Origin of the sequence: Micromonospora sp. A200, from assembly GCF_029893845.1 — a bacterium.
GTDB lineage: Bacteria > Actinomycetota > Actinomycetes > Mycobacteriales > Micromonosporaceae > Micromonospora > Micromonospora purpureochromogenes.
In genome coordinates, this window is the sequence record NZ_JARXXY010000054.1 from 1 (window position 1) to 20178 (window position 20178).

The following is a 20178-nucleotide window of genomic DNA, read 5'->3' on the forward strand; positions in this document are numbered from 1 at the left end:
TACTATTAATACCAGCGCGTGGTTTGAACCGCGGGGGGGGCCCCCCCCCCCCCCCGCCGGGGGGCGGGGGGGGGGCCCCCCCCCCGCGCCCCCCCCCGCCCCCCCCCCCCCGCCGGGCTCAGCTGGTGAAGCCGCCGTCGACGGCGATCACCGCTCCCGTGACGTAGCCGGCGTCGTCGCCGGCCAGGTGGGCCACCGTGGCGGCGATCTCCTCCGGCGCGGCGTACCGGCCCAGGGCGGTGAACCCTCGGATGGCGTCGGCGTTCGGTCCGTCGGCGGGGTTGGCGTCGGTGTCGGTCGGCCCGGGGACGACCAGGTTCACCGTGATGCCCCGTGGCCCCAGCTCGCGGGCGAGGCCCCGGGTCAGCCCGGTGAGCGCGGTCTTGCTCATCGCGTACGCGGCCAGGCCGGGGAAGACCGCCCGCTCACCGGCGTTGCTGCCGATCGAGATGATCCGGCCCCCGGCGGTCATGTGCCGCACGGCCGCCTGGGCGGCGACGAACGGCGCCCGGACGTTGACCGCGATGGTGCGCTCCAGGTCGTCGGCGGTGAACTCGTCGATCGCGCCGACCAGGAAGGCCCCGGCGTTGTTCACCAGGATGTCCAGCCGGCCCAGCTCGTCCGCCGTCCGGTCCACCGCCTCCCGCAGCGCGGCCGGGTCGGCGCTGTCCGCCCGCACGGCGATCGCCCGCCGACCGAGCGCCTCGATCTGCTTCACCACAGTCGCCGCCCGCTCGGCGTCGCGCTGCCAGGTCACCGCCACGTCGGCGCCGTCGGCGGCGAGCCGCAGTGCGGTCGCCGCCCCGATGCCCCGCCCACCGCCGGTCACCAGGGCCACCTTGCCGTCCAGAAGTGTCGTCGTCATGCAGCTCAGCATCGGCGCGGACGGGCCGGCGGTCTGGCGGCGATCGGACGCCTCGTTCGGCTGGTCAGGTGTCGGCCTGCTCCCCGGCGAGGCTCAGGCCGCGATCACGCAGCGCCACCCGCAGTACGCCGATCGCCTTCGGTCCCATGCCGTGCAGGGCCCGCAGTTCCCGCTCGGTGACGGCGGTCAGCTGGTCCAGCCGGGTCCAGCCCGCGCCGGCCAACGCCCGCCGGGCGGGCGCGCCGACCGCGCGCGGGATGTCCATGTCGCTCACCTGACGGCTCCTCCCGCGTGGATCACAGGCCATGGTGCCACGGCCCGGACCGGTGTCGTGCCGGTCGGCGACCTGCTGATCAGCCCAGTCGGCGGCGTACCCAGGGCAGCAGGGCGTCCGCCTGGGCCTGCTGGAACGCCCGGACGGTGGGGATGCCCGGCGGGGGCGGCTGCCGGGCGCCGTCGGTGAAGAAGCCGGCCAGGCCGGCGTAGACGCCGGTCAGCGCGTCCGGGTCGACGGAGGCGGTCAGCGGGAGCCGGCGCAGCAGCGCTTCGGTGTCGTGCCCGCCGTGCAGCGCGACGTTGACCAGTAGCAGCGCGGTGTCCAACCAGGCCGGACCCCGGCAGGCGTGCGGCCAGTCGACCACGGTCACGCGGCCGGCCGGATCGACGAGCAGGTTGTCGGCCCGGAGATCGATGTGGCAGAGCGTGTCGCCGTCGAGGGCGGCCAGCCCGCGCGCGGCCGAGGCGCGCAGGTCGTCCAGGTGCGCGCGGGCCCACGGGTCGAGGTCGGCGGGCGGGTCGGCGGCGATCCGGTCCCAGCCGGTGAAGTCGTACGTCAGGCGCTCGACGGCGGTCGGCGCGTGCCGGACCGGGTCGGGAGTGAGCGCCGCGGCCATCGCCGCCAGCGTGTCGAGCACGGCGGTCAGCTCGTCGGCACGCCAGGGGGTGGCCGGGTGCCGGCCTTCGACGTCCGCGAAGACCAGCGCCACCCATTCGCCGTCGTCGTGGCGCCCGAGCAGCCGGGGCGTCGGGGCGGACGGCGGCAGCGCGGCGGCGACGGCCCCCTCGGCGCGGTGCAGCGCGACGCTGTGGGCGTTGCACGCCCGGCTGACCGCCTTGACGAAGGCGCGCCGCCCGTCGGCGGTGCGGACCCGGTCGGCGGTGCCGGGGGAGAAGCCGCCCGGCTGGGACACCGCCTCGACCACCCGGCCGCCGAGGACGTCCTGCACCGCCGACCGGACGTGGCCGGGCAGGTCGGCCCAGCCGATCCGGGTCCTGACCAGCTCACCCATCCGTCCAGCGTGGTGCAGGGCCGAGCCGGCGGGCAACCGCGTTACGCGGCGAGGTAGCGCAGCACGACGACGCCGCTGTCGAAGGGCCGGGTCTCCACCAGCCGGAACCGGCGCGGGTCGAACTCCCGGTCGACGATCGGCACGCCCCGGCCGACCAGGAACGGGTTGAGCTTGACCACCAGCTCGTCCACCTCGGGCAGCAGCTGGCCGGCGAGCTGTCCACCGCCGGCGAGCCAGATGTCGCCGCCGTCGCGCCGCTTCAGCTCGCGGACGAACTCGACCGGGTCGGCGTCGACCAGCTGCACGTCCGGGTAGTCCGCCGGGGGCAGCGAGCGGGAGAAGACGTACTGGGTCAGGTGGGCGTAGGGGCTGGTGACGCCGATGGCGAGCCCCGGATCGTAGGTGGCGCGGCCCATCACCACCGCGTCGAAGCGGCCCGCCGGCCGGTCGATGCCGAACCGTTCGTGGGTGAAGGTGGGGAACGTCTGGGGCCAGGTCGCCACCAGGTGCTCCAACACGTCCGGATCGAGCGGGATGAAGTCATACGACCCGTCGGGAGCGGCGATGAAGCCGTCGAGCGTGCTGGCGACGTAGTACACGAGCTTGCGCAAACGAACTCCTCAATCACTACTGCTGTCGTGGTTGAGAAACTACAACACCTGTCGTGGTTTCCGCTAGGGTGACGTCGTGGCGAGAAACGTGGAGCGGCGGACGGCGCTGGCGGACGCCGGGTTGCGGGTGTTGGCGGCGACCGGGGCGCGGGGCCTGACCCACCGCGCCGTGGACGCCGAGGCCGGCGTTCCGCTCGGTACGGCCTCCAACTACTTCCGCTCCCGCGACGCCATGCTCGGCGCGCTCGGCGAGCGGATCATGGAGCGGTTCGCCCCGGACGAGCGCACCCTCGCCGAGCTGGGCGCCCGGGAGCCGTCACTGGAACTGTTCACCGACTACGTCCGCTACATCGTCGAACGCACCACCGCCCAGCCGGAGCTGACCCGGGCGCTGATCGAGCTGCGGCTGGAGGCGGTGCGCCGGCCGGAACTGGCCCGGATCCTCGGCGACACGCTGCGCCGCGGCTACCGCGACGACGTCGCGTTCCACGTCGCCGCCGGGCTGCCCGGAGGGGCGTTCGAGGTGGCCCTGCTGCACTACGCGCTGGACGGGCTCCTGCTCGATTTCCTCACCACCTCGATCGACGCCGGTTTCGACCCGGACGAGGTGGTCTCCGCCCTGGTGTCCCGGCTGGTCGCCCGCGCCTGAGCACACCCCCGCCGCCCGGTGCGGCCCGAGGTATGCCACCCGCCGCAACGGGAAACCGCCTGCGACGTACCCCGGGAGGAGTGACGGATGAGGGACGGCGCCGGCCTGACCATCGGTGTGCTCGGCTCGTACGGCGGACGCAACCTGGGCGACGAGGCGATCCTGACCGGTCTCCTGGCCGACCTGCGGGAACAGGAACCCCACGCCCGGATCATCGTCTTCTCCCGCAACCCGTCGCACACCGCGCTCGCCCACCCGGACGTGGAGGCGGTGCCCTGGGAGGGGGTCAGCCGGGTCGACTCCGCGGAGGTGCTCAGCCAGCTCGACCTGCTGATCCTCGGCGGCGGGGGCATCCTGTACGACCGGGAGGCCCGCCGCTACCTGCGCGTCGTCCGGGTCGCCCAGGAGCGGGGCCTGCCGCTGCTGACGTACGCGGTGGGGGTGGGACCGCTCACCGACGGGGTCGACACCGGCATGGTCCGGGAGACGCTGGCCGACGCCATCGAGGTGACCGTCCGGGACCAGGAGTCCCGGATGGTGCTGGAGGAGGCGGGGCTGCTCAATCCGATCACCGTCACCGCCGACCCGGCGTTCCTGCTGGAACCCGAGGACTTCCCCACCGAGCTGCTGCGCGAGGAGGGCGTGCCCGCCGGCAAGCGCCTGGTCGGGCTGAGCGTCCGCGAGCCCGGCCGGGCCGCCGAGCGGCTCGACATCGACGGGTATCACCGGCTGATCGCCCAGATCGGCGACTTCCTGGTGCAGCGGATCGACGCCTACGTCCTCTTCGTCCCGATGGAGCGCGACGACATCCGGCACTCGCACGGCGTGATGTCCCACATGATCGCCGCCGACCGGGGCCGGGTGCTGCACGGCGACTACTCGCCCCGACAGGTGCTCGGCCTGATGAGGCACTTCGACCTGGCGGTCGGCATGCGGCTGCACTTCCTGATCTTCGCCGCGATGGCGGGCACGCCGTTCCTTCCCCTGCCGTACGCGGGAAAGGTCTTCGACCTGGCCCAGCGGCTCGGGGTGCCGGCGCTGCGGGGCGTGGAGCGGGAGGTGGAGGGCCCGCTGCTCGCGGAGGTCGACCGGCTCTGGGACGAACGCGAGTCCCGGGCGGAGTCCACCGCCCGCCTGGTCGCCGAGGTCTGCGACCAGGCCCGGGGCACCTCGCAGGTCACCCGGGCGGTGCTGGAGAGCCTGCGGTCCCGGGCGCTGGCCCGGATGGAAGCCTGACCGCCGGCGCCACCGGCGGACCGCTCAGACCGCCGGGCCGCGCCAGCGGTAGCAGTACTCGTCGCCGACGGACTCCAGCTCGTAGATCTGCGCGTCGGCCAGCCCTTCGGGGCCGAGGTGGTGATGGGTCAGCGGCGGACGGTTGTTGCTGTCCAGCTCGACGACGACCGACTCGCCGTCCGCCGGACCGTCCGCCAGCGGGATCCGCACCGTTGATGCCATGGGCCCATCCTGCCCCGGCGATCGCCGTACCGCAGGATTTGCCGGCAGCGGCCCGGGCGGGCCGGGGTCACGGTCCAGGATCCGCCACGAGCTGACCGGCGTGCTCCGGGTCAGCCGCGCGGCAGCAGCCCCGGCGGGTACTCCATCCCGTCGTGGGTGCAGGCCGCGGCGGCCACCGCCGCCGCGTACGCCGCCGCGTCGGGCAGCGCCGCGCCGCGCAGCCGGCTGGCGACCAGCCCGGCGGCGAAGGCGTCCCCGGCCCCGTTGGTGTCCAGCACCGGCGCGGCCGGCGCGGTGGCCGGCACCCGCACCGGGGCGCCGCCGCCCGGGTGCAGGTCGGCGCCGTCCGCACCCCGGGTCACCACCACCGTGCGCGGGGCCAGCCCGGCGGCCACCGCCGCGGCCCGGTCGCCCAGCCGTACGCCGCTGACGAGGACCAGGTCGGCGGCCTCGGCGAACGGACGGTGGTAGGAGTTCTGCCCGTCCCAGTCGTGCAGGTCGGTGGAGAGCGGCACCCCGTCGGGCAGCGCGGCGCGCAGCACCGGGAGCCGATCCCGGGCCCAGTCCATGATCGAGACGTGCACGTGGGCGGTATCCCGCACCAGCTTGGCCAGCTCGTCGTCGGCGAACGGCGCCGCCGGGCCGGTCCAGGGGGACGGGTCGTGCAGCGACATCCGCCGCCCGGCCGGGTCGACCAGGTTCACCGACTGCCGGGTGCCGCCCGGGTTGTCGACCAGCACCGTGTGCACCGAGGTCCGGGCGAGCGCCGCGCGCACCACCTGGCCGGCGGGATCGGTGCCGAGCACGTCCACCAGGGCGACCCGCAGCCCGAGCGCGTGCGCGGCGAGGGCCACCCCGGCGCCGGTGTTGCCGATCCGGGCCTCGATCGGCGGGACGATGAGCGAGTCGGCGGCGGGGGGCGGGATCGCGGGCACGCGTACCCGCAGATCCACCCCCAGGCCGCCGACCACGAGCAGGTCGAACATGGCGCCGACGCTAGCCGGTGACCGCCGCCTATCCTTGGGCCGGGCGTCGACGAGGGGGAGAGCTGTGCTGGTCATCCACGGGTTGTGGCTGGTCGGCGTCGGTCTCGCCGTCTGGGCGGAGGACAGCACTGCGCCGGCCCGGGCGCCGCGCCGGCCCGGCCGGCCCCCGCGCGAGCGCGCCCACCCGTTCGCCGCCGGCCACGCCACGCTCGCCGCCGCGCTGGGCGACGTCCCGGCCGGGGCCGGCTCGCTGCCGCTCACCCTGCCCACCCGGGCCGGATCCCCGCTGGACTCGCCCGAGCTGGTGCGGACCACCGTCGCCGAACCGGTCCGCGGCCCGGTCACCCTGGCCGGGTGGCGGGTGCCCGTCCTGACGTACGCCCCGGACGACGCGCTGACCCTGCTGCGCGGCCTCGACGGTGCCGCCGCCGTGCCGGGCGCCACCCTGCGCCACCTCGCCGAGCTGGCCGAGTTCGCCGTCGACCTGGTGTCCCGCGGGCGGCTGCTGCCCGGGCTGGCCGAGCCCGCCCCGGACGAGGGCGGCGCGGTGGCGGTGGCCCGGGCGCTCTGGCGGCCACTGCTCACCGGCACCGACGCCGGCTGGGCCCGCTCGCTCGCGCTGGCCCTGCCCCCGGCCGCCCGGTCCGCCGCGTCGGGCGGTGCCGGACCGGCCGATCCGGGGCCGGGCGCGCTGGTCGCCGACGCGCTGGACGCGCTGACCGACGCCGCCGCCCGGGCCGCGCTGGCCGAGACCGACCTGGCCCGGGGCGGTCGCCGCGACGGGGTGGTCGCCGGCTGGCTGACCGCGCTGTCCGGGCCGGACCGAAAGTTCACCGCCGACCCCGCCGCGCTGGCCACCCTCCGCGCCGAGCTGGACGACTGGCAGCGCGACGCCGCCGGCGGCGCGGTACGGGCCAGCTTCCGGCTGGTCGAGCCGCCGGCGGAGGAGATCGTCGAACCGCTGGTGGTGGTGCCGGCCGACCCGGCCACGGTGGTCCGGCCCGCCGGCCGCTGGCGGGTCGAGTTCGGCCTCCAGGCCGCCGACGAGCCGAGCCTGCACGTCGACGCCGCCCAGGTCTGGCGGGCACCGGAGACCGTACCCGCGCTCGCCGGCCGCCGCGACGACCCGCAGGAGACCCTCCTGGCCGAGCTGGGCCGGGCCGGCCGGCTCTGGCCCGCGCTGGACGCCGCGCTGCGCACCCCGGCCCCGAAGGAGCTGGAGCTGGACGCCGAGGGCGCGCACCGGTTCCTGCGCGACGGCGCACCGGTGCTGCACGCCGCCGGCTTCGGGGTGCTGCTGCCCGGCTGGTGGCAGCGGCCGTCGACGCGACTCGGCGCCCGGTTGCAGGCCCGGGGGCGCACCGCCCCGGGCACCGTCGCCGGCGCCGCCGGCGGGCTCGGGCTGGACGCCCTGGTCGACTACCGGTGGGAGGTGGCGCTCGGCGACGAGACGCTGGACGCCGACGAGCTGGCCGCGCTGGCCGCGCTGAAGACCCCGCTGGTGCGGCTGCGCGGCCGGTGGGTGGAGCTGGACCCGAAGCGGCTCGCCGCCGGGTTGCGGCTGCTGCGGTCCTCCGGCGAGCTGACCGTCGCCGATCTGCTCCGGCTCGGCCTGTCCGGCGCCGACCGGCCCGAGGCGCTGCCGGTGCTGGAGGTGACCGCCGACGGTCCGCTGGGTGACCTGCTCGCCGGGGAGGCCGAACGGCGGCTCACCCCGCTCGACCCGCCGCCGGGCTTCAAGGGCACCCTGCGTCCGTACCAGCGGCGCGGGCTGGCCTGGCTGGCCTTCCTCCAGTCGCTCGGGCTCGGCGGGGTGCTCGCCGACGACATGGGGCTGGGCAAGACGGTGCAGCTGCTGGCCCTGCTCGCCGGGGACCCGCCGGCCGCCGGGCCGACCCTGCTGGTCTGCCCGATGTCACTGGTCGGCAACTGGCAGCGGGAGGCGGCGAAGTTCACCCCCGGGCTGCGGGTGCACGTGCACCACGGCGCGGACCGGGCGCGCGGCGCCGAGTTCACCGAGGCGGTGCACGCCGCCGACCTGGTGGTGACCACCTACTCGGTGGCGGCCCGGGACGCCGTCGCGCTCGCCTCGGTCGGCTGGCACCGGGTGGTGGTGGACGAGGCGCAGGCGATCAAGAACGCCTCGACCCGGCAGGCCGAGGCGGTCCGGTCGCTGCCCGCGCGGCAGCGGGTCGCGGTGACCGGTACGCCGGTGGAGAACCGGCTGGCCGACCTCTGGTCGATCATGCAGTTCGCCAACCCCGGGCTGCTCGGCCCGGCCGCCAGTTTCAGGAAGGCGTACGCGGTGCCGATCGAGCGGCACGGGGACGCCGAGGTCGCCGCCCGGCTGCGCCGGATGACCGGCCCGTTCGTGCTGCGCCGGCTCAAGACCGACTCCTCGATCATCTCCGACCTGCCGGAGAAGCTGGAGATGGAGGTGCTCTGCAACCTCACCGCGGAGCAGGCGTCGCTCTACCGGGCCATCGTGGACGACATGCTGGCGAAGATCGAGTCCAGCGACGGGATGGAGCGGCGTGGCCTGGTGCTGGCCACCATGACCCGACTCAAGCAGGTCTGCAACCACCCGGCGCAGCTGCTGCGCGACGGCTCGGCGCTGCCCGGGCGCTCCGGCAAGCTGGAACGGCTGGAGGAGATCCTCGACGAGGTGCTCGCGGCGGGGGAGAAGGCCCTGCTCTTCACCCAGTACGCCGAGTTCGGCGGGATGCTGCGCGGGCACCTGTCGGCCCGGTTCGGCCGTGAGGTGCTCTTCCTGCACGGCGGGGTCGGCAAGGCGGACCGGGACACGATGGTCACCCGGTTCCAGTCACCGGACGGCCCCGCGATCTTCGTGCTGTCGCTCAAGGCCGGCGGCACCGGGCTGACCCTCACCGCCGCCAACCACGTCGTCCACGTCGACCGGTGGTGGAACCCGGCGGTGGAGGACCAGGCCACCGACCGGGCGTTCCGGATCGGCCAGCGCCGCCGGGTCCAGGTACGCAAGTTCGTCTGCGCCGGCACGGTGGAGGAGAAGGTGGCCGCGATGATCGCCGACAAGCGCAGCCTGGCCGCCTCGGTGGTGGGCAGCGGCGAGCAGTGGGTCACCGAGCTGTCCACCGCCCAGCTGCGCGAGCTGTTCGCGCTGGAGGCCGGGGCGGTGGTCGAGTGACCGGCCTCGACCGCACGCCACCGCCCGGCGACCCGGCGCCCGACGGCGACGCGGGCGCGGCCGGCCGGTTCGCCGACTTCGGCCGGCCCCGGCGGGTCGACGGCGGGCTGAAGGCGCGCAGCACCCGGGGCGCGATCGGCGTCTCCTGGTGGTCGCGGCGTTTCCTGGAGGTGCTGGAGTCGTTCGCCCTCGGCACCCGGCTGACCCGCGGCCGGTCGTACGCCCGCAAGGGCCAGGTGTTGCGGCTGGACGTGACGCCCGGCCGGGTCGAGGCCGCCGTGCAGGGTTCCCGGGCCGAGCCGTACCGGGTCGGCATCGAGCTGCCGGTGTTCCCGGCGGCGCTTTGGGAGCGGGTCGAGCGGGACCTCGCCGCGCAGGCGTTCTTCAGCGCCCGGCTGCTCGCCGGTGACCTTCCGGCCGAGCTGGAGGAGGTGTTCGCCGACGCCGGCGCCCCGCTCTTCCCGAGCGGGGTGGCGGAGCTGACCCAGCGGTGCAGCTGCCCCGACTTCGCGGTGCCCTGCAAGCACCTGGCGGCGACCTTCTACCTGCTCGCCGAGGCGTTCGACGCGGACCCGTTCCAGCTGCTGCACTGGCGCGGCCGGGGCCGGGCCGAGCTGCTGGACCGGCTGCGTGCCCTGCGCGCCGGCGCGACCGACCCCGCCGGTACGCCCGGACCGTCCGGTCCGGACACCGGCACGCCGGACGCGGCCATCGCCGGCGCGACACCCGGCAAGGAACCGGTTCCGGCCGCCGGGGCGGCGCGGGTGCTCGCCGGACTGCGCGCGATCCCGCTGGACGAGACGGTGGACCGGTTCTGGCTGCCGCCGGTGCCGCTGCCGGACCGGCCGCCCACCCTGGCGACCGGCCCCGAGCTGCTGCTGCGGCAGCTCGGCGCGCCCGCGCCCGCCATCGGCGGCCCCGGTCTGCTGGAGCGGCTGCGCCGGGCGTACCGGACCTTCGGCCGGTCCTGACCCCGCTGCCTGCGGCGGATCGTGGACAGTCGCCGTCCGCGGTGGACGCCGACCGCCCACGATCTCGATCCGGGCGACGTGGCGCCGGTGCCGGGCCGTGGTGGCCGGCGGGTCATAGCCAGCGGCGGCGGAAGCGCCACATCAGGGCGGCGTTCGCCGCCAGTACGACGGCGCAGATCGCCCCGGCCATCCGTCCGGCCAGTACGGTCATCGCCGGCAGTGACGCCCAGAGCACGATCGTCAGGATCATCAGCCAGCGCCCGCGTCGGGCTCGCGCCCGATGGTCGAGTCTCGCGAAGAACTTCGGGTCGCTCTCCCGGAGCTGCCGGGTGATCTGTTCGAATCTGCGCTGATCCTCTTTGCTGAGCATGGCGATGCCTTCCCCTCACGGCTTCAGCGGTCCGGCGGCTTACCCGCTGTTGCGGCGGCTCACGCCCTCCCGCTGCTGCCACTTTGCGCCGCCGGCGGGTTGGCGGGGACGCGGGTCAGGAACGGCTCAGCACGGGCTTATCCCTTCCTTAAGTTTCGCTGTGCCCATGAACGCGGCTAAAAGCGCCGCGTGGGCCGGAAACGTTACGTCCCGGCCCTGGGGGACCGAGTCGCCCCTGCTCCGGACGTCGGTGCCGGGCAGGGGGGAAACCGGACCGCCGGAGGGTCCGCTGAGCGGTGTCTTAAGTGCCGTCCGGAGCCGCTGGTGAGCGCCTTGAAGGCCCCCCACCCCTTGGTTACCTTCCCGTACCAACCCCCTCAGGCAACAGTCGCCGCACCCTCCGCCCCGCTCCGGTCGCAGCGTGTCGGCGCCTTGAAGAAATCGGGATTGGTGCATGGCCGACCAGAATGTGCCACCGCGCGGACCGTGGGAAGACCGCGGCTGGACTGCTGGACAACACCCCACCCCGGACGGATACCGCGACGTCCACCGCTCCACCCCGTACGCCGTGCAGTACCAGGGCCAGGTCGACCTCGGCCAGCCGCACGCCGGGTACGGCACCCAGCCGGCCCCCCGCGGCCCGCAGTGGGTCGGCCCGGAGGGCCTGGGCCGGCAGTCGTTCCACCAGCCGGCCGGCACCGGACTGCCTCAACTGGACGACGGCGACGAGCCCGGCGGCCGGGTCGGCCGGCGGCGCGCCCTGGCCGCGATCGGCGGCACCGCCGCCGTGGTCGCCGGCGGCGCCGCCCTCGCGATGAACTCGTCGGTACGCGGCTTCTTCGGCGGCGACGGCGCGGTGGCGGGCGACGCCACCGGCACCACCGTCACCGACGGCACCGCCGCCCGTCCCAGCGGGCAGCAGGCGAGCACGGTGCGCACCTACACCGAGCAGAACGAGAGCTACATGGGCTCCCGGGCCGGGGCCGCGCTGAAGAAGAACGCCCCCACCGGCGGGCGGACCTTCTCCGGCCCGGCCGCCGCCGCGGCGGAGACGCCGGTGACGGTGAAGACGGTGCTGGCCAAGGACCCGGTACGACACCTCGCCAGCCGAGCCACCTTCGGCGCCTCACCCAAGACGCTCGCCGACATCCGCCGGATGGGCATCGACGGCTGGCTCCGTTGGCAACTCGACCCGGAGAAGATCGCGCCGAGCCCGGCCGAGCTGAAGCTGGCCGAACTGCCCAGCCTCAAGCTGAGCCCGGTGCAGCTGCGCGAGCAGCGCGACCGGCTCAACGACAAGGGCGTGCAGCCGGAGAAGGAGATGGTGGACGCCACCATCGCCCGCCAGATCTGGTCCGAGCGGCAGCTCTTCGAGGTGATGGTCGACTTCTGGAACGACTTCCTGCACGTCGCCGCCGACTTCGACGGCGGCGAGGTCTACCGCAACTCGTTCGACCGGGACGTCGTGCGGGCCAACGCGCTGGGCAGCTACCCGGACATGCTGGTCGCCGCCAACAAGCACCCCGCCCTGCTGGTCTATCTGAGCCAGAACGACTCCCGCAAGGACGCCATCAACGAGAACCTCGCCCGGGAGAACCTCGAGCTGTACTCGGTCGGCGTCGACGGCGGCTACACCGAGAAGGACGTGCGGCAGGCGGCCATGCTCCAGACCGGCCGCGGTGTCCAGGACGGCAGGTACGTCTTCCGCGCCGACCAGCACTACCTCGGCAAGGTCAAGATCCTCGGCTTCAGCCACGCGAACGCCTCGGCGGACCCGAAGAAGGCCGACGCGGTCATCGACTCGTACCTCCGCTACATCGCCCTGCACCCGTCGACCGCCCAGTACGTGGCACGCAGCCTCGCCACCCGGTTCGTCTCGGACACCCCGCCGAAGTCCCTGGTGGACCGGCTGGCCAAGACGTACACGGTCAACAAGGGCATGGTGAAGCCGCTGCTGATGACGCTCTTCAGCTCCTCGGAGTTCTGGGCGGCGGTGGGGCAGAAGGTGCGCCGGCCGATGGAGTACCTGATCGCCACCTACCGGACCCTCAACGTCCGGCCGGAGGCGTCGCGGGGCTTCAAGTCCGACGGTGGGCGCCCGGCGTTCGCCCGGGGGTTGCGCCAGGTCCACGACAAGCTGCGCGAGCTCGGCCACTACCCGATGGGCCAGCCCACGCCGGACGGCTACCCGGACGTCTACGTCGCCTGGACCTCGGCCGGCACCATGGTCAACGGCTGGAACGAGGCCGCCGACCTGCTCAACGGCTACCGCACCGAGTTCACGTACACCAGCGCGGAGAACCTGGTGGCGAAGCCGCCGGCGACTGCCGGGGCGTACGTGGACGCGCTCGCCCAGCGGCTGGTGCACCAGAAGCTGAGCGCCAAGGAGAAGGCGCTGATCCTCGGTGTCGCCGGCGTGCCGGCCGGCGCCAAGGTCGACGCGACGTTCAACGGGGCCGTCACCGCCGTCGCGCGGGCGATCCTCGCTTCCCCCCAGCACCACCTCCGGTGAGGCACCCGATGGAGAAGACTGTGCACTCGTTCCCCCTGCACCCCGAATGCCCCGACCTGCGGCGGCTGGCCGACAACCCGGCCGAGGCGCTGCTGCGCGCCGAGGCCGACGTCGTCGCCGCCGAGAGCGCCGCCGAGGCCGACCGCTACCGCCGGCTGGAGGACCTGGAGGAGGCCCAGCAGGACGGGCGGGGGGTGACCCGGCGGACCTTCGTCGCCGGCGCCGCCGCCACCGCCACCGCGCTGGCCACCGCACAGTTCGTCACCACCTCGGCGTCGTTCGCGGCGACGAAGACCGGCACCCTGATCCACGTCTTCCTCTACGGCGGGCTGGACGGGCTCAGCCTGGTCGCTCCGGACAACGACCCGGTGCTGGCCAAGGCCCGGCCCGACCTGCTGCTCGGCAACGACTCGCTGGCCCTGGGCCGCGGCTTCAGGCTGACCAGCGCGTTCCAGCCGCTGGAGCAGTGGCTCAAGGCCGGCCAGCTCGGCTTCATCCCGGCGGTCTCCGACGAGCGGCTGTCCCGCAGCCACTTCCAGGCCGCGGACGCCTGCAACCTGGGCGGCCTGCCCAACGAGACCGGCGGCCGGGGCTGGCTGGACAGCCTGGTCGACGCCCTGGGCAAGGGCACCGCGTTCCGCAGCGTCGGCATCGGCAGCACGCTGCCCCGGTCGCTGGTGGGCACCAACGGCGCGCTGTCGATCAACAACGTCGGCTCGCTGCGGCTCAACGGCGACGAGAAGTACCGGGCGGCCACCGAGAAGGCGATCCGGGGCCTGTTCACCGGGATCAACCACCCCGTCCAGGAGGCGGTGCTCGACGGCATGGGCGCGCTGGCCACGGCGCAGCGGCTGGCGGCCAAGCCGTACCAGCCGGCGGCCGGGGTGACGTACGAGGGCGTCGGGTCCGCGTTCCAGCAGCTCGCCCAGCTGATCAAGGGCGGGGCGAACGTCCGGGTGGCCACCGTCGGCATGGGCGGCTACGACACCCACGAGAACCAGGGCACCCGCGACGGCGGCCAGCTGCACCGGCGGCTCAACGAGCTGGCCACGGCGATGGCCGCGTTCTTCACCGACCTCGGTGACCGGGCCGCCGACGTCACCATCATGGTGTCCAGCGAGTTCGGCCGCCGGGTCGCCTCCAACAGCGGCGGCACCGACCACGGCCACGGCGGCGTGGTCACCCTGCTCTCCGGCCGCAAGCTCGCCGGCTCGCTGCTCGGCACCTGGAACGGGTTGAACGATCTGGACAGTGGCGACGTACCTGAGTACAACAACATGTTCAATGTCTACGGAAGCGTGGCGCAGGGGCGGTTCGGCCTGACCAACGCCGAGGTGGACAAGATCTTCCCGAGGCAGAAGTACACCCCCATGAAGCTGTACGCGTGACGTACCAGGAGACGTACGCCGGCGGCCGCCGTACCGGGAACTCGTCCCGGCACGGCGGCCGTTCGGCCGCCCCCGTACCCCCGACACCGGCGCTGCCCCGGCGCGGGCCCGGCGGCCGACGGGCGGTGTCCGCGCTGTTCTGGCTCGGGCTGGCGGCCAGCGTGCTGCCCTGGTGGCTGGACACCCCGGCCGGCGCGCTGGCCGACACCGGCGACGTGCTCACCGCCGCCGGGCGGATCACCGGCCTGGTCGCCGGCTACCTGCTGCTGGTGCAGGTGCTGATGATGAGCCGCCTCGGCGTGCTGGAACGCTCGCTCGGCGGCGAGCGGATCTCCCGGCTGCACCGGGACGTCGGTGCCACCCTGCTCGTCGCGGTGCTCGCCCACATGTCGCTGCTGCTGGTCGCCTACGCCGAGGCCGACGAGCAGTCGGTGGTGGGCGAGGTGGGCGTGCTGCTGCGCGACTACGAGGACATGCTCTCCGCGTTCGCCGCCGCCGGCATCATGGTGCTGGTCGGCCTCACCGGCGTCCGGGCGATCCGCACCCTGCTGCCCTACGAGCTCTGGTACCACCTGCACCTGACCAGCTACGCGGCCCTGCTGCTGGGCTTCGGTCACCAGTTCAGCAACGGCGCCCAGCTCTTCCAGCCCGGGCCGGTGCGCACCGGCTGGATCGCCGCCTACCTGCTGGTGGTCGCCGCCCTGGTCTGGGGGCGGCTGATCGCCCCGCTGCGCTTCAACCTGCGCCACCGGCTCCAGGTGGCCGACGTGGTCGCCGAGACCCCGGACACCATCTCGATCTACCTGACCGGCGCGCGGATCAACCAGATCGACATGCTCGGCGGGCAGTACTTCCGCTGGCGGTTCCTCACCCGCGGCTGCTGGTGGCAGTCGCACCCGTTCTCGCTTTCTGCCGCCGCCAACGGCCGCTGGCTGCGGCTGACCGTCAAGGTGGTCGGCGCGCACACCGCCGACCTGCGCGACCTCGACCCGGGCACCCGGGTCTGGGCGGAGGGACCGTCCGGCACCTTCACCGCCGCGCACCGCACCCGGGAGCGGGCCCTGCTGATCGCCGGCGGCAGCGGCATCGCCCCGCTGCGGGCGATGCTGGAGGAGCTGCCGCCCGGCGCCGCCCTGATCTACCGCGCCCGCACCCCCGCCGACGTGCTGCTGCACCACGAGCTGGACTGGCTCGCCCAGGCCCGCCAGATCTCCGTCTGGTACGTCATCGGCTCCCGCGACGACGCCGGCCCCCGCCAGGTGATGAACCCGGCGGGGCTGCGCCGGCTGGTGCCCGACGTGGCCCGCCGCGACGTCTACCTCTGCGGCCCGTCCGGGCTGGTCGAGGAGTCGGTGCGGGTGCTGCGCGCCGCCGGCGTGCCCCGCCGGCAGATCCACCTCGCCACGTTCGAGCTGTAGAAAGGCACCCGACATGCGTCGCGCGATCCTCGCGATCACCGGTCTGGCCGCCAGCACCAGCGCGCTGGTGGTGCTCAAGGGCTCCCCGGGCGCCAGCCAGGTCGCCCAGGACCTCCCGGCCGACCAGGCGTCCGTCGCCCCCGCGGCCGGCGACCCGGGCACGGCCGGCGGGGTCCGCCCGGCGCCGCCCCCCGCCGCCTCCGGCCGCGCCCCGGCGGCGCGCCCCACCACCGACGCGCCCCGCACCCCGCCCGCGCGGTCCACCACCGGCACCCGGGCCCCCGCCGCGCCACGGACCACCACCGCCGCGCCGAAACCGGCGCTGCGCACGGTGAGCGGCCCGACCGTCAACTACGAGTACGGTTCCCTGTCGGTGCAGATCACCCTCTCCGGCAGCCGGATCGTCAACGTCACCGGGATCGGCCTGCCGCAGAGCGGACAGTCGGGCCAGCGCAGCGACGACGTGCAGGGCACCTACAGCGGCACCAGCGGCGAGGTGGTGCAGAAGCAGAGCGCCGACCTGAACACCGTCAGCGACGCCACCGCCACCAGCGACGCGTACCAGCAGTCGCTCCAGGCGGCGATCGACCGGGCCGGCTGAGGTGCCGGTCTCGCCGGTCTCGCCGGCCCGTCCCGGTCTGCGCCGGGTCGAGCACGTCATGGGTACGGCGATCAGCCTCGACCTGGCCGACGACCTGCCCGCCGCGACCCTGCACGACCTCGCCGAGGAGACCTTCGGCTGGCTGCGCGAGGTCGACGCCCGGTTCAGCACCTACCGCGACGACAGCGAGGTGTGCCGGCTGGACCGGGGCGAGCTGCGGCTGGCCGACGCGTCGGCGGACCTGCGGGCGGTGCTGGAACGCTGCGCCGACCTGTGGGCCGCCACCGACGGCTACTTCGACGCGTACGCCACCGGCCGGCTCGACCCGTCCGGGTACGTCAAGGGCTGGTCGGCGCAGGTCGCCTCGGACCGGCTGGTCGCCGCCGGGGCGGCCAACCACTGCCTCAACGCCGGGGGTGACGTGGTGGTCCGGGGACTGTCACCGACCCGGGAGCCGTGGCGGATCGGCGTCGCCCACCCGTGGAACCCGATGGCCACCTGTCTGGTCCTCGCCGGCAGCGACCTGGCCGTCGCCACCTCAGGTGTGCAGCACCGGGGCCAGCACGTGCGGGACCCGCGCCGGGGCGAGCCGGCCCGGGGCCTGCGCTCGGTCACCGTGGTCGGCGCGGACCTGGGCGTCGCCGACGCGTACGCCACCGCGGCGGTGGCCATGGGCGAGGCCGGCATCGGCTGGCTGGACCGCCTCTCCGACCACCTGCACGCGGTCGTCACCGACGACGGCCGCCTGCTGCACTCCACCCGCCTGCCCCTGACGGACTGACCGGCCCGGGTCAGCGGGCCGGGCGGGGGCTGCCGGCCGGACGGGAGCCGGCGGGGCGGGCGCGTTCCGGCCGGGAGCCGCCCGGGCGCGTGCCCGACCGGCGGCGCGACCGCCGGTGGTGCGGCGGCGGCTCGGCGCCGCCGGCGGGCCCCGTCGCGTCGTCCCTGGCCATCCCGTACCCCTGCTCCCGGCGCGTCCGCGTCGTCACCGGTTCAACGACCCCGGCACCGGCGGGGACGCTGCCGGTCACCGATTCGCAGGTCAGTGACCCCTTCGGGGGAGCGGGAGCTGGCCGGGAAGCAGCTCCGGGGCGAGCGTCACGCCGGTGGCCCGCAGCGCGTCGACCAGGGTGTTCTGCAACAGGTACGAGTCGGGCAGCTGCCAGCGTGCCTGTTCCGGGGCGACCGCCCAGCGCACCGGACCCTCCGGCAGCCGGGTCGGCGGCGCCGCGATCCACGAGCCAGGCCCGTGGCGCACCACGTGGAAGCAGTGCTCCAGCTCCGGCCGCAGCGGGTCGCCGGGGCGGACGAGGAACATCCAGCGGCCGGTCGGGGTCACCAGCACCGGACCCCTGACCGCCGGGCCGGCCGGGTGGGTCGGGAGCGCGTCGAGTACCCGCCGGCCGAGGTGGGCCGGCACCTCGAGCACGTCGAAGGCCCGCCCGGTGGGCAGCAGCACCGCGTGCGGCCGGCTGTGCCACCAGGTCGCCACCCGGGCCGGGTCGGCGCTGGCCGCGTGCTCCCAGTCCTCCAGGGCGGGGTGGCAGCCGACGGTGGGGCAGCCGGCCCGACCGCAGACGAAACGGCTGCGGGCCAGGCAGGCGCCCGGGGTGACCTCCCAGCCGTGCATGGCGTACCGGACGGCGATCCGGCGCAGCCGGACCCGCTCGATCGGCGACAGCTGGGCGACCCGAGGTCCGACATTCCCCCACATAATCCGTGATCTCCCCTCGCCCCGACCGAACACCGCGTCAGGCACGTGTCGAACGCCGTCACTGCCGTAACCCACGCTCGTTGAGCGGTCGAACGGCCCCGTGCAACTTGCACGAAAACTACGAGGACTGGCCGTATGGCCGACGTACAACCTGTGCGACCAGCGAAAACCTGAGACGGACGGAGCGCCGTACCCGCGGGGGACCGTCCGGAGATCCACCGGACGGGCGACGAGGGGGAGGAGCAAGAGGATGGACGAGCTACCCATAGGCCGGCGGGTGGCCTACTGGCGGGGCCGGCGCAAGATGTCGCAACAGGTCTTCGCCGACCGGCTGGGCAAGTCCAAGAGCTGGGTCGACAAGGTCGAGCGCGGGGTACGCCGGCTCGACAAGTTCTCCGTCCTCTACGAGATCGCCGACATCCTCCAGGTCGACGTGCAGCTGCTGCTCGGCAAGGACCCGGAGCGGCGTACCGACGCGCTCAACTGCATCGACCAGATCGAGGTGCAGGAGATCCGGGCCGCCCTGGAGCGGTACGACTCGATGAGCGCCTACTTCGACGCCGCGCCGTACCCGCCGCCGCTGGCCGACATGCGCAAGGCCGTCAACCACGCCTGGCTCACCTACCAGTACGGCCGCTACGGGATGCTGACCCGGGCGCTGCCGAAGCTGCTGCGCGACGCCCAGGCGGCCGACGCGGGCTACCGCGGCGACCAGGCGTGCGAGGCGGCCCACCTGCTCGGGCAGGTCTACCAGATCGCCTCCTCGGTGCTGCGCAAGCTGGGCGAGTGCGACCTGGCCTGGCTGGCCGCCGACCGGTCGATGGCGGTCGCCCAGCGGGCCGACGACCAGCTGCTGGCCGGCGTCGCCACCACCCGGGTCTGCAACGCCCTGGTCGCCATGGGTCGGGCCCGGCCCGCGCTGGAGCTGAACGTCACCATCGCCAACCGGCTCGCCCCGGGCGGAAGCAACGACGCCTCCCCGGACCGGCTCTCCGTCTACGGCATGCTGCTGCTCCAGGGCGCGATGGCGGCCGCCCGGATCGGCGACTCGGCCACCGTCGACGACCTGCTCAACGGCGCCCACGAGGCGGCCACCCTGCTCGGCAGCGACCAGAACCACTACTGGACCTCGTTCGGCCCGACCAACCTGGAGCTGCACCGCGCCGCCGCCGCGGTCGAGTTGGGTGACGGAGGCCGGGCGGTGGAGATCCACCAGCGCCTCCCGGAGCCGGCGTTCAACGCGCTGCTGCCCGAACGCCGGGCGCACCACCTGCTCGACATCGCCCGGGGCTTCGCCCAGATCGGCGACGTGGCCAACGCCGGCGAGATGCTGCTGCGCGGCGACCGGCTCGCCCCCTCGGAGATCCGCTGCCGGCCGATCGCCCACGAGGTGATGTCGGACGTGCTGCGTCGCACACGTGGTACGCCGCCTCCGCCGATAGCGGAGTTGGCTGGGCACATGGGAGTCGGAGTATGAACACGGTGCCGGCCCGGGTGAGCGGCCCGCATCCGAGCAGCGAGCGCCGCGAGGTGCTCTACGTCATCGCCTGCGGTTCGCCGCTGGCCCGGCACGTCGGTCGCCTGGTCGACCTGGCCCAGCAGGACGGCTGGGAGGTCTGCCTGGTGACCACGCCCGACGGGGCGAAGTTCGTCGACCGGGCCGCGCTGGCCCGGCAGACCGGCCACCCGGTACGCACCCACTACAAGAATCCCGGCGACCCCGACCTGCTGCCCCCGGCCGACGCCATGATCGTCTGCCCGGCCACGGTCAACACGGTCAACAAGTGGGCGGCGGGGATCACCGACACCCTCGCCCTCGGCCTGCTGGTGGAGGGGCAGGGCATGGGGTTGCCGGTGGTGGCGGTGCCGTTCACCAACGCCGCGATGGCCGCCCACCCGGCCTTCCGGGCCGGCCTGGCCCGGCTGCGCGAGTGGGGCACCACGGTGCTCTTCGGCGACCACGTCTTCCCCCTGCACGCCCCGGGCACGGGGGAGCGGCACCTCCACGCCTTCCCGTGGGAGGCGGCGGTGGCGGCACTGCCTGACCGGTCCCGCCTCACCTCGGCCGCCTGACGGTCCCGGCCGCATGGCTGGGCTGATCCACACCGGGCGGTTTCCGACCACCGCGTACCCCGCCACATCGCCGACCTGGAGTCGATCACCCCGGCTGTGCCGGGGGA

Annotated in this window: 19 protein-coding genes; 11 read left to right on the forward strand and 8 right to left on the reverse strand. The window is 74.6% G+C overall.

What is annotated here, in order from left to right; all coding sequences use genetic code 11:
• Positions 1-118: 118 nt before the first annotated feature.
• The 4 genes from M2302_RS30805 to M2302_RS30820 form a co-directional block, all read right to left on the reverse strand.
• Positions 119-865: a 3-oxoacyl-ACP reductase family protein gene (locus M2302_RS30805; RefSeq protein WP_280841319.1), complete on the reverse strand. Its 747-nt coding sequence runs from the start codon at positions 863-865 to the stop codon at positions 119-121.
• A gap of 64 nt (positions 866-929) precedes the next feature.
• A complete protein-coding gene (locus tag M2302_RS30810) occupies positions 930-1130 on the reverse strand; it encodes a DNA-binding protein (RefSeq protein ID WP_280841341.1) in 201 nt (66 codons plus the stop codon).
• An 88-nt stretch (positions 1131-1218) separates the two neighbouring features.
• The gene (locus tag M2302_RS30815) at positions 1219-2154 is read right to left on the reverse strand and encodes a phosphotransferase (protein WP_280841320.1); all 936 of its coding nucleotides are present in this window, start codon (positions 2152-2154) and stop codon (positions 1219-1221) included.
• Between the two features lie 41 nt (positions 2155-2195).
• On the reverse strand, positions 2196-2765 hold the full coding sequence (locus M2302_RS30820) for a dihydrofolate reductase family protein (protein ID WP_280841321.1): 570 nt from the start codon (positions 2763-2765) through the stop codon (positions 2196-2198).
• Between the two features lie 76 nt (positions 2766-2841).
• On the opposite strand from M2302_RS30820, the gene M2302_RS30825 reads away from it, so the two are divergent.
• Complete coding sequence (locus tag M2302_RS30825; protein ID WP_280841322.1) at positions 2842-3414, forward strand: TetR/AcrR family transcriptional regulator; 573 nt, start codon at positions 2842-2844, stop codon at positions 3412-3414.
• 87 nt (positions 3415-3501) lie between these two features.
• Positions 3502-4650 (forward strand): polysaccharide pyruvyl transferase family protein, encoded by a 1149-nt coding sequence (locus M2302_RS30830; protein WP_280841323.1) that lies wholly within the window; start codon positions 3502-3504, stop codon positions 4648-4650.
• Positions 4651-4674: 24 nt separating this feature from the next.
• Here M2302_RS30830 and M2302_RS30835 read toward each other — a convergent pair whose 3' ends face one another.
• Both M2302_RS30835 and M2302_RS30840 read right to left on the reverse strand, forming a co-directional pair.
• On the reverse strand, positions 4675-4872 hold the full coding sequence (locus tag M2302_RS30835) for a hypothetical protein (RefSeq protein WP_088960946.1): 198 nt from the start codon (positions 4870-4872) through the stop codon (positions 4675-4677).
• 110 nt (positions 4873-4982) lie between these two features.
• Positions 4983-5858, reverse strand: coding sequence for a PfkB family carbohydrate kinase (locus M2302_RS30840; RefSeq protein WP_280841324.1), 876 nt, complete (start codon positions 5856-5858; stop codon positions 4983-4985).
• A 64-nt stretch (positions 5859-5922) separates the two neighbouring features.
• On the opposite strand from M2302_RS30840, the gene M2302_RS30845 reads away from it, so the two are divergent.
• Both M2302_RS30845 and M2302_RS30850 read left to right on the forward strand, forming a co-directional pair.
• Positions 5923-9024: a DEAD/DEAH box helicase gene (locus tag M2302_RS30845; RefSeq protein ID WP_280841325.1), complete on the forward strand. Its 3102-nt coding sequence runs from the start codon at positions 5923-5925 to the stop codon at positions 9022-9024.
• Positions 9025-9131: 107 nt separating this feature from the next.
• Complete coding sequence (locus M2302_RS30850; RefSeq protein WP_280841342.1) at positions 9132-9995, forward strand: SWIM zinc finger family protein; 864 nt, start codon at positions 9132-9134, stop codon at positions 9993-9995.
• A gap of 112 nt (positions 9996-10107) precedes the next feature.
• Here the strand turns inward: M2302_RS30850 and M2302_RS30855 are convergent, their stop codons facing one another.
• Positions 10108-10365, reverse strand: coding sequence for a DUF3040 domain-containing protein (locus M2302_RS30855; RefSeq protein ID WP_179801196.1), 258 nt, complete (start codon positions 10363-10365; stop codon positions 10108-10110).
• Between the two features lie 454 nt (positions 10366-10819).
• Between M2302_RS30855 and M2302_RS30860 the strand changes: the two genes are divergently transcribed.
• Genes M2302_RS30860 through M2302_RS30880 form a run of 5 tightly spaced genes read left to right on the forward strand, consistent with a single transcriptional unit; the run spans position 10820 to position 17065 of the window.
• On the forward strand, positions 10820-12877 hold the full coding sequence (locus tag M2302_RS30860; protein WP_280841326.1) for a DUF1800 domain-containing protein: 2058 nt from the start codon (positions 10820-10822) through the stop codon (positions 12875-12877).
• A gap of 8 nt (positions 12878-12885) precedes the next feature.
• Positions 12886-14265 carry a DUF1501 domain-containing protein gene (locus tag M2302_RS30865; protein WP_280841327.1) on the forward strand — a complete coding sequence of 460 codons (1380 nt, stop codon included), beginning with the start codon at positions 12886-12888 and terminating at the stop codon, positions 14263-14265.
• On the forward strand, positions 14262-15683 hold the full coding sequence (locus tag M2302_RS30870; protein ID WP_280841328.1) for a ferric reductase-like transmembrane domain-containing protein: 1422 nt from the start codon (positions 14262-14264) through the stop codon (positions 15681-15683). The genes M2302_RS30865 and M2302_RS30870 overlap by 4 nt, the downstream gene beginning before the upstream one ends.
• Before the next feature lie 13 nt (positions 15684-15696).
• Positions 15697-16284 carry an FMN-binding protein gene (locus tag M2302_RS30875; protein ID WP_280841329.1) on the forward strand — a complete coding sequence of 196 codons (588 nt, stop codon included), beginning with the start codon at positions 15697-15699 and terminating at the stop codon, positions 16282-16284.
• Between the two features lie 58 nt (positions 16285-16342).
• On the forward strand, positions 16343-17065 hold the full coding sequence (locus tag M2302_RS30880; RefSeq protein WP_280841330.1) for an FAD:protein FMN transferase: 723 nt from the start codon (positions 16343-16345) through the stop codon (positions 17063-17065).
• A gap of 261 nt (positions 17066-17326) precedes the next feature.
• On the opposite strand, the gene M2302_RS30885 is transcribed toward M2302_RS30880, so the two are convergent.
• Complete coding sequence (locus tag M2302_RS30885; RefSeq protein ID WP_280841331.1) at positions 17327-17998, reverse strand: bifunctional DNA primase/polymerase; 672 nt, start codon at positions 17996-17998, stop codon at positions 17327-17329.
• A gap of 250 nt (positions 17999-18248) precedes the next feature.
• Between M2302_RS30885 and M2302_RS30890 the strand changes: the two genes are divergently transcribed.
• Together M2302_RS30890 and M2302_RS30895 are read left to right on the forward strand one after the other, a co-directional pair.
• Positions 18249-19475, forward strand: a complete 1227-nt coding sequence (locus tag M2302_RS30890) for a helix-turn-helix domain-containing protein (RefSeq protein ID WP_280841332.1) — start codon at positions 18249-18251, stop codon at positions 19473-19475.
• On the forward strand, positions 19472-20071 hold the full coding sequence (locus M2302_RS30895) for a flavoprotein (protein ID WP_280841333.1): 600 nt from the start codon (positions 19472-19474) through the stop codon (positions 20069-20071). The genes M2302_RS30890 and M2302_RS30895 overlap by 4 nt, the downstream gene beginning before the upstream one ends.
• Positions 20072-20178: the final 107 nt, after the last annotated feature.